At 66.4% G+C, this 8,507-nt stretch carries 9 protein-coding genes and 1 pseudogene; 7 read left to right on the top strand and 3 right to left on the bottom strand.

From position 1 onward, the window contains the following. The coding region (locus tag G3N99_RS29350) for an RNA polymerase sigma factor (RefSeq protein ID WP_206124127.1) at window positions 1-533 on the bottom strand (533 nt) is incomplete at its 3' end. Window positions 534-711: 178 nt separating this feature from the next. After that, window positions 712-1,623, bottom strand: coding sequence for a LysR family transcriptional regulator (locus G3N99_RS29345; RefSeq protein ID WP_174941153.1), 912 nt, complete (start codon window positions 1,621-1,623; stop codon window positions 712-714). 172 nt (window positions 1,624-1,795) lie between these two features. Between G3N99_RS29345 and gcl the strand changes: the two genes are divergently transcribed. The 5 genes from gcl (at window position 1,796) to lysM (ending at window position 6,287) form a co-directional block, all read left to right on the top strand. Beyond that, the gene (gene gcl, locus G3N99_RS29340) at window positions 1,796-3,571 is read left to right on the top strand and encodes a glyoxylate carboligase (RefSeq protein WP_174941155.1); all 1,776 of its coding nucleotides are present in this window, start codon (window positions 1,796-1,798) and stop codon (window positions 3,569-3,571) included. A 43-nt stretch (window positions 3,572-3,614) separates the two neighbouring features. After that, window positions 3,615-4,424: a hydroxypyruvate isomerase gene (gene hyi / locus G3N99_RS29335; RefSeq protein WP_011657073.1), complete on the top strand. Its 810-nt coding sequence runs from the start codon at window positions 3,615-3,617 to the stop codon at window positions 4,422-4,424. Beyond that, window positions 4,312-5,358 (top strand): 2-hydroxy-3-oxopropionate reductase, encoded by a 1,047-nt coding sequence (locus G3N99_RS29330; RefSeq protein WP_277396470.1) that lies wholly within the window; start codon window positions 4,312-4,314, stop codon window positions 5,356-5,358. Before hyi ends, G3N99_RS29330 begins: the two co-directional genes overlap by 113 nt. A 321-nt stretch (window positions 5,359-5,679) precedes the next feature. Continuing rightward, entirely contained in the window at window positions 5,680-5,805 is a 126-nt protein-coding gene (locus G3N99_RS42425) for a hypothetical protein (RefSeq protein ID WP_277396469.1), read from the top strand. 11 nt (window positions 5,806-5,816) lie between these two features. After that, entirely contained in the window at window positions 5,817-6,287 is a 471-nt protein-coding gene (lysM, locus tag G3N99_RS29320; protein ID WP_011352321.1) for a peptidoglycan-binding protein LysM, read from the top strand. 100 nt (window positions 6,288-6,387) lie between these two features. On the opposite strand, the gene G3N99_RS29315 is transcribed toward lysM, so the two are convergent. Next, entirely contained in the window at window positions 6,388-7,410 is a 1,023-nt protein-coding gene (locus G3N99_RS29315; RefSeq protein WP_174941575.1) for an asparaginase, read from the bottom strand. A gap of 271 nt (window positions 7,411-7,681) precedes the next feature. Here G3N99_RS29315 and G3N99_RS29310 point away from each other — a divergent pair, with 271 nt between their 5' ends. Further along, window positions 7,682-7,972, top strand: coding sequence for a PsiF family protein (locus G3N99_RS29310; protein WP_174941161.1), 291 nt, complete (start codon window positions 7,682-7,684; stop codon window positions 7,970-7,972). Between the two features lie 270 nt (window positions 7,973-8,242). After that, window positions 8,243-8,491 (top strand): annotated as a pseudogene (locus G3N99_RS29305) (hypothetical protein); the annotation flags it as partial. Window positions 8,492-8,507 lie beyond the last annotated feature (16 nt).

The raw sequence follows: 8,507 nt of genomic DNA, 5'->3' as shown, positions 1-8,507 counted from the left end.
CGGCCGCGTGCGAGCCGCGACATCACCGTGCCGACCGGCACGTCCGCGATCGCCGCAATCTCGCGGTAACTCAGGTCCTCCATCTCGCGCAGCACGAGCACCTCGCGGTATTCGGGCGGCAGCTTCGCGAGCGCTTCATTCACGAGCCGCACGTTCTCGCCCCGCAGCAGGTGCGCGAGCGGATCATCGGTCGCCGGTTGCCAGTCGTCGGGCACGTCGGTGTCGTCGAGCGTGTCGGGCAGCGCAACCTCGTGCGCATGCGTACGGCGCCGCCATTCCGTGTACCAGGTGTGGCGCACGATCGTCAGCAGCCATGGCCGCGCGTTGTCGCCGCGGCACGAATCGACGAAGCGCAGCGCGCGCATGCACGCGTCCTGGACGACGTCGTCCGCATCGCCGGCGCTGCCGCTCAGCCAGCGCGCGAGGTTGTACGCGGCGTCGAGATGCGGCAGCACGAGCACGCGAAACCGCTCGCCGCGCGCAACCGCGTCGTCCACCGACCGCTCATCGACCGCCTGTCCGGCTTGCCCCACATGGCCTCCCTGATCCCGGCGGCCGAAGCCGCGCCCGTTCCGGGCACGGTGCCCGGACAGACCGGCAACGTGCGCGCTCGATGACCTTACCGTCGTTGCGTCGAGTTTATTCCCGCGCCGCGCGCCCGAAACGTAAATAAATCGTCGAACAGCCCTGTGGCCGGGCCGTCCGCGCCGGTTACGGCGTAGTGCTCCAGTAACCCGGGCCCGCGTAAGCGGCGCGCAGGTAGTCGATGAAGTAGCGCACGCGCGCCGGCACGTAGCGCTGCTGCGGGTAGACCGCGAGGATGTCGTAGTCGGGCAAGGCATACTCGTCGAGCACGGTCTCGAGCTCCCCCGTCTCGAGCTGCGCGGCGATTTCCCACGTCGAGCGCCAGCCGAGCCCGAGGCCCTCGGCCACCCAGCGGTGCAGCAACTCGCCGTCATTGCAGTCGAGATTGCCGGCCACGCGCATCGTCGCGATCTTGCCGTGGCGCTGGAAATACCAGCCGCGGTTCTGGCCGCCCTGCAGGTTGAACGCCAGGCAGTTGTGCTTGAGCAGATCGTCGAGCGACTTCGGCCGGCCGTGCCGGCGGAAATACTCGGGCGTGCCGCACACCACGCGCCGGTTCGACGCGAGCTTCACCGCGACGAAGTTCGGATCGACGGCCCCGCCGATCCGGATCGACAGGTCGTAGCCTTCGCGCACGAGATCGACGACGCGGTCGGTCAGATTGAACGACAGCTGCATCTCGGGTTTGTCGACCAGAAAGCCGGGGGCGTGCGGCGCGACGTGCTTGCGCCCGAACGCGGCCGGCGCGGACACGATCAGGTGCCCGCTGACCGCGCGCCGCCCGGCGGCCAGCTCGTTCTCGGCCTGATCCCATTCGGACAGCAGGCCGCGGCAGCGCTCGAGGAACGCCGCGCCCTCCTCGCTGACCACCAGCCGCCGCGTCGAGCGGTACATCAACTTCACGCCGAGACGCTTTTCGAGCGCGTCGATGCGCCGCCCGAGCACCACCGGCGACACGCCCTCCTCGAGCGCCGCCGCCGCGAGGCTGCCGGCGTCGGCCACCCGCACGAACGTCTCGATCTGCTTGAAGCGATCCATCTCCCGTCTCCGTCTCTGTTCCGGCACCGGCGGAAAGCCCCGCCCAACCGTCATTCCATACTTTTAGTTTCGAAAAAAGCGACTCAGGCTGATCTTATCAAACCTTTCCTGCGTCCCTAAAGTGTCCCCAACAGACCCATTTGCAAGATCCACCCCATTCAAGGAGACATTCATGGCCAAGATGAGAGCCGTCGACGCAGCTGTGCTCGTGCTCGAGAAAGAAGGCATCCAGACCGCGTTCGGCGTGCCGGGCGCAGCGATCAACCCGTTCTACTCCGCCATGCGCAAGTCGGGTGGCATCAGCCACGTGCTGGCACGCCACGTCGAAGGCGCGTCGCACATGGCCGAAGGCTTCACGCGTGCCGCCCCGGGCAACATCGGCGTGTGCATCGGCACGTCGGGCCCCGCCGGCACCGACATGATCACCGGCCTCTACTCCGCATCGGCCGACTCGATTCCGATCCTCGCGATCACGGGCCAGGCACCGCGCGCCCGCCTGTACAAGGAAGACTTCCAGGCCGTCGACATCGAATCGATCGCGAAGCCGGTCACGAAGTGGGCCGTCACCGTGCGTGAGCCGGCGCTCGTGCCGCGCGTGTTCCAGCAGGCATTCCACCTGATGCGCTCGGGTCGTCCGGGCCCGGTGCTGGTCGACCTGCCGATCGACGTGCAGCTCGCGGAAATCGAATTCGACATCGACACGTATGAACCGCTGCCGGTCTACAAGCCCGCGGCCACCCGCGCGCAGATCGAGAAGGCGCTCGCGATGCTCAACGACGCGGACAAGCCGCTGATCGTGTCGGGCGGCGGCGTGCTCAACGCAGCAGCCGAGGACCTGCTCGTCCAGTTCGCCGAAACGATCGGCGTGCCGGTGATCCCGACGCTGATGTCGTGGGGCGCGATTCCGGACGACCACCCGCTGATGGCCGGCATGGTCGGCCTGCAGACGTCGCACCGCTACGGCAACGCCACGATGCTCGCGTCCGACTTCGTGCTCGGCATCGGCAACCGCTGGGCGAACCGCCACACGGGCAGCGTCGAGGTCTACACGAAGGGCCGCAAGTTCGTGCACGTCGACATCGAACCGACGCAGATCGGCCGCGTGTTCGGCCCGGATCTCGGCATCGTGTCCGACGCAAAGGCCGCGCTCGAGCTGTTCGTCGCCGTCGCACAGGAATGGAAGGCCGCCGGCAAGCTGAAGGACCGCAGCGCCTGGGTCGCCGACTGCCAGGAACGCAAGCGCACGCTGCAACGCAAGACGCACTTCGACAACGTGCCGGTCAAGCCGCAGCGCGTGTACGAAGAGATGAACAAGGTGTTCGGCCGCGATACGTGCTACGTCAGCACGATCGGCCTGTCGCAGATCGCCGCCGCGCAGTTCCTGCACGTGTTCAAGGCGCGCAACTGGATCAACTGCGGCCAGGCCGGCCCGCTCGGCTGGACGATCCCCGCCGCGCTCGGTGTGCGTGCAGCGGACCCGAGCCGCCCGATCGTCGCGCTGTCCGGCGACTACGACTTCCAGTTCATGATCGAGGAACTGGCAGCCGGCGCGCAATTCAAGCTGCCGTACGTGCACGTCGTCGTGAACAACTCGTACCTCGGGCTGATCCGCCAGGCGCAACGTGCGTTCGACATGGACTACTGCGTGCAGCTCGCATTTGACAACGTGAACGCACCGGAACTGAACGGCTATGGCGTCGACCACGTGGCCGTCGCGGAAGGCCTCGGCTGCAAGGCGCTGCGCGTGTTCAAGCCGGAAGAGATCGAGCCGGCGCTGCGTCAGGCGCAAACGCTCGCGGAAGAGTTCAGCGTGCCGGTGGTCGTGGAAGTGATCCTCGAGCGCGTGACGAACATCTCGATGGGCACGGAAATCGACGCGATCAACGAATTCGAGGATCTCGCCGAAAAGGCCGAGCACGCACCGACCGCGATCTCGATGCTCGACTGAACCGCACGACATTTTTGACTGACCGACCGAAGAGGCTTAGCTCATGCCGAAGTTTGCTGCAAACCTGACCATGCTGTTCAACGAAGTGCCGTTCCTCGACCGCTTCAAGGCGGCCGCCGATGCGGGCTTCGACGCCGTCGAGTTCCTGTTCCCGTATCCGTACGCGAAAGAGGAACTCGCCGAGCGGCTCGAGACGCATCGCCTGCGCCTCGTGCTGCACAACCTGCCCGCCGGCAACTGGGACCAGGGCGAGCGCGGCATCGCGTGCCTGCCCGATCGCGTCGGCGAATTCCAGGAAGGGGTCGGCCGTGCGATCGAATACGCGAAGGCGTTGAAGGTGCCGCAGCTGAACTGCCTCGTCGGCATCCCGTCGGCGAGTACGGCGCGCGACAAGACGTTCGTCACGATCGTCGACAACCTGCGCTTTGCCGCCGATGCGCTCAAGCGCGAAGGCATCCGCCTGCTCGTCGAGCCGTGCAACAGCTTCGACATCCCGGGCTTCGCGCTGAACCGCTCGTCGGAAGGGCTCGACGTGATCCGCGCGGTCGGCTCGGACAACCTGTTCCTGCAGTACGACATCTATCACATGCAGCGCATGGAAGGCGAACTGGCCGCGACGATCGAACGCAACCTCGCATCGATCGGCCACGTCCAGCTCGCGGACAACCCGGGCCGTAACGAGCCGGGCACGGGCGAGATCAACTACGCGTTCCTGTTCGCGCTGCTCGACCGGCTCGGCTATGCCGGCTACGTCGGCTGCGAGTACAAGCCCCGCACCACCACGACGGAAGGCCTCGGCTGGCTGCAAAGCGTCGCCGGCTGCGCACCGGGCTCGGCGCGTCGCGCCGCCTGAGTCGCACCCTTCCCGTTTCAGCCCTATAGGAGACTTTCACATGGCAACCATCGGTTTCATCGGCCTCGGCATCATGGGCGCGCACATGGCGCGCAACCTGCTCAAGGGCGACCACCAGCTCGTCGTGAACGGCGCGTTCCCGATTCCGGACGACCTGCGCACCAGCGCGAAGGTCGTCGCGAACTCGACCGAAGTCGCACAGAACGCGGACGTCATCGTCGTGATGGTGCCGGATACGCCGGACGTGCGTAACGTGCTGTTCGCCGACGACGGCGTCGCGAAGGGCCTCTCGGCCGGCAAGCTCGTGATCGACATGAGCTCGATCTCGCCGCTCGACACGCAGGAATTCGCGAAACAGATCAACGCACTCGGCTGCGACTACCTCGACGCGCCGGTGTCCGGCGGCGAAGTCGGCGCACGCGAAGCGTCGCTGACGATCATGGTCGGCGGCCCGGAAGCGGCATTCGAGCGCGCCAAGCCGCTGTTCGAGAAGATGGGCAAGAACATCACGCTCGTCGGCGACAACGGTGCGGGCCAGACCTGCAAGGTCGCGAACCAGATCATCGTCGCGCTGAACATCGAAGCGGTCGGCGAAGCGCTGCTGTTCGCCGCACGTTCGGGCGCCGATCCGGAGCGCGTGCGCCAGGCGCTGATGGGCGGCTTCGCCGCATCGCGCATCCTCGAAGTGCACGGCGCGCGGATGACCAAGCGCACGTTCGATCCGGGCTTCCGCATCGAGCTGCACCAGAAGGACCTGAACCTCGCGCTCGACGGCGCACGCAAGCTCGGTCTCGCACTGCCGCACACGGCCAGCGCGCAGCAGCTGTTCAGCGTGTGTGCATCGCACGGCGGCAAGGCATGGGACCACTCGGCACTCGTGCGTGCGCTCGAGATCATGTCGAACTTCGAGATCGGCCAGACGCCGGCCGCGTAACGCAGCTGCAACGATGCGCGTTTCCGCTGCGATGGCGGAGGCGCGCGACAGACATACGTGACCGGCACGGCCGGTCGCATCGATGCGCGACACATTCGCGCATCACGGTGGGGCGCCCCGCCCTGCACTGCCGACGGCATGCGGGACGGGGCGAAAAACGCCGCTCTGGGCTGAGAGCGGCGTGGTGGGGTCCGCAGCGGCACCCGGCGACGCCGGGGAAGCCTTGGTCGGTCAGACGTCGTCGTCGGGTGTCCGCCTGTCGGATTTCGCGTATTACATTTCTTTACGTTCAAGCGTGCGATTTTTCATGCAATCGTCGTCATGAACGCCTACACTTTCGCCACGCCTTTCGAGAAAACCGCCGCGCTTGCGCTCACCCCCGGTGACCGCGCCCAGCGCGGTGTTTTTTTCGCCACTTCACGGCGCGTTTTCTTTTCAACCACCTAAGGAGTGCAACGATGGGTCTTCTTTCGTTTATCAAAGAGGCGGGTGAAAAACTGCTGGGTCATGCCGATGCGCAAGCAGCGGAAGATCCGAATGCCGCAAACCAGACCGCGGCTGATGCCATCAAGAACTACATCAACACGCAGGGTCTCGACACGTCGAACCTGACCGTCGCGTTCGACGGCGCATCGCGCACCGTGACGCTGTCGGGCAGCGTCGCCGACCTCGACACGAAGGCCAAGGTCAAGGTCGCGGCCGGCAACGTGCAAGGTGTCGCTGGCGTCAACGACGACGATCTGCAGCCGGACGATCCGGAAGTGCAGTACCACGATGTGAAGTCGGGCGACACGCTGTCGGCCATCGCCAAGGAAGTCTATGGCGACGCGAACAAGTACCCGGTGATCTTCGAGGCGAACAAGCCGATGCTGTCGAGCCCGGACCGGATCTACCCGGGCCAGAAGCTCGTGATTCCGCCGCAGTCCTGAGCATTGTTGCCGGACTGACGGACGCAAAAAAGGCAGGCCGAGGGCCTGCCTTTTTTCATGGTGACGCGTGCGGCCCGCGCCGCGCGCATCGGTCAGCCGATCAAAGCGTATCGAACGTGCGTTGCAATGCGTCGCGGCCGTGGATGCCGTTCGCGAGCGCGAGCATCAGCAGCACGCGCGCCTTGAACGGGTTCAGCGACCCCGCGCTCACGAAGCCGAGCGCATCGTCGCTCGCGGCGCCGTTGCGCATCACGTGCCCCGACCCGACGCGCGATGCGCGAACCACCGCAACGCCAGCGCTTACCGCATCGGCCAGCGCCGCCTGCAGCGTCGCATGGATCGAGCCGTTGCCGGTGCCCGCGACGACCAGACCGCGCACGCCGGCCGCGACGAGCGCATCGACGGCCGTACGCGTTACGCCCGCGTAGCTCGCGACGACTTCGACGGGCGGCCACACGGCGGCGATCGCCAGTTGCGTGTCGCGCGCACGCGTGACGCGGCGTGCGAATTCGACCCGGCCGTCCTGCACCCAGCCGAGTGCGCCGAGCTCCGGCGACTGGAACGCATCGACCGCGTAGGTGCTCGTCTTCACGACGTCGCGCGCGCCGTGGATCCGGTTGTTGAACGCGACCAGCACGCCCTGCCCGCGCGCGGACGGATGCGCAGCCACCGTCACCGCGTTCAGCAGGTTCAACGGGCCGTCGGACGACAGCGCGGTCGCCGGGCGCATCGCGGCCGTCAGCACGACCGGCTTGTCGCCGTTGACGACCAGGTGCAGCGCATACGCGGTTTCCTCGAGCGTGTCGGTGCCGTGGGTGATCACGATGCCGTCGATCGCCGGATCGGCCATCAGCGCGTCGATCCGCGCGGCAAGCGTATTCCACAGCGGCAGCGCGAGGTCCTTGCTGTCGATGCTGGCGATCTGCTCCGCGTCGATGCGCGCGACGGACGCGAGCGCCGGCACCGCATCGACCAGGAAATTGACGCCGAGCGCGCCGGCCTGGTAGCCGGCCGTGCTGGCCGCGTCGGGCGCGGCGCCGGCGATCGTGCCGCCAGTGGCGAGCACGGCGATGCGCGGCAGGGCCGCCGCGGACGAAGAAGATGCGGAATTCGGAGTATTCATGGCCGCGATTGTAAAGGCTTGCGGCCGGGATCCGGCAGGTTCCGGCACGGCGATCGAGGCCGGCCGCCACACATCATGGTTTGTCCCGATCGTCCAGCCGCACGTGCCGTCAACGGCCGTGGTGTCCGCAACGTTATAGAAAGTGCCGTTTTGGTGTTTTCACATTGATTTGCCATAATCGGAACGCGCTGTGCGATGCGGCCCTATCCTCATCGCGCGGTGCTTCGTGACGGCGTCGATAACACGCAATTCACCCCATGGGAGTGTCGAAATGAAAATCCAATCGCTCGTAGCCGCAGTGCTTCTCGGCGGCATGCTGGCTTCCCCCGCGTTCGCGGCGAACAGCCAGCAGGACAAGATGAAAGCCTGTAACACCCAGGCAGCCGGCAAGACGGGCGACGAACGCAAGGCGTTCATGAAGGACTGCCTGTCGACAAAGCCCGCGAAGGCCATGTCGCAGCAGGAAAAGATGAAGGCGTGCAACACGCAGGCCACCGGCAAGAAGGGCGACGACCGCAAGGCGTTCATGAAGAGCTGCCTGAGCAACGCGCCGGCAGCCTGAGTCCCGGCGCTCCCGTATCGAATGCCGCGCACCGCTTCGGCGGGCGCGGCATTTTTGTTTTCGTTGCACGCGCATCGACGCCCCCCCGCCCCTCGCCTCTCCCGCGCCTCCCGCCCCGCTTTCCCGGCCCGTCGTGCCGGCGCCGCCACATGGTGCGGCAATTCGCCGCGTTTTCTTCTATGATGGCTGCAACGCGGCCCATCCAAGTACAAGAAGCGCCATCGGGCCGCCCTCGAGACAGACGCGCACACGCGTCAAACGGAGGCATGGATGGCATGGAGACAACACCGCTGGTTCCGCCGCTGGCTGATCGTGATCGTATTCTGGGCCGTGCCCGTTGCGATCGTCGCCGTGCGCGAGATCCGCGAGGAAATGGCGTACAACAAGGCGGACCTGCAGCTCGCGCTGACCACCTGGCAGCTCACCGACGCGCAGCAGACATGCGGCGCCGCCGAGAACTGACAACGGGATCCTGACGAGGCGCACGCGGCTGTCATCGTGTGCGAATTGCTCACCGTCTAGGCATCGCGCCAGC

Origin of the sequence: Burkholderia sp. Ac-20392, assembly GCF_017104585.1 — a bacterium.
In the GTDB taxonomy this organism is placed as follows: domain Bacteria; phylum Pseudomonadota; class Gammaproteobacteria; order Burkholderiales; family Burkholderiaceae; genus Burkholderia; species Burkholderia lata.
Note: the sequence above shows the minus strand (reverse complement) of the source record. Positions and strands in the feature narration are given on the sequence as shown.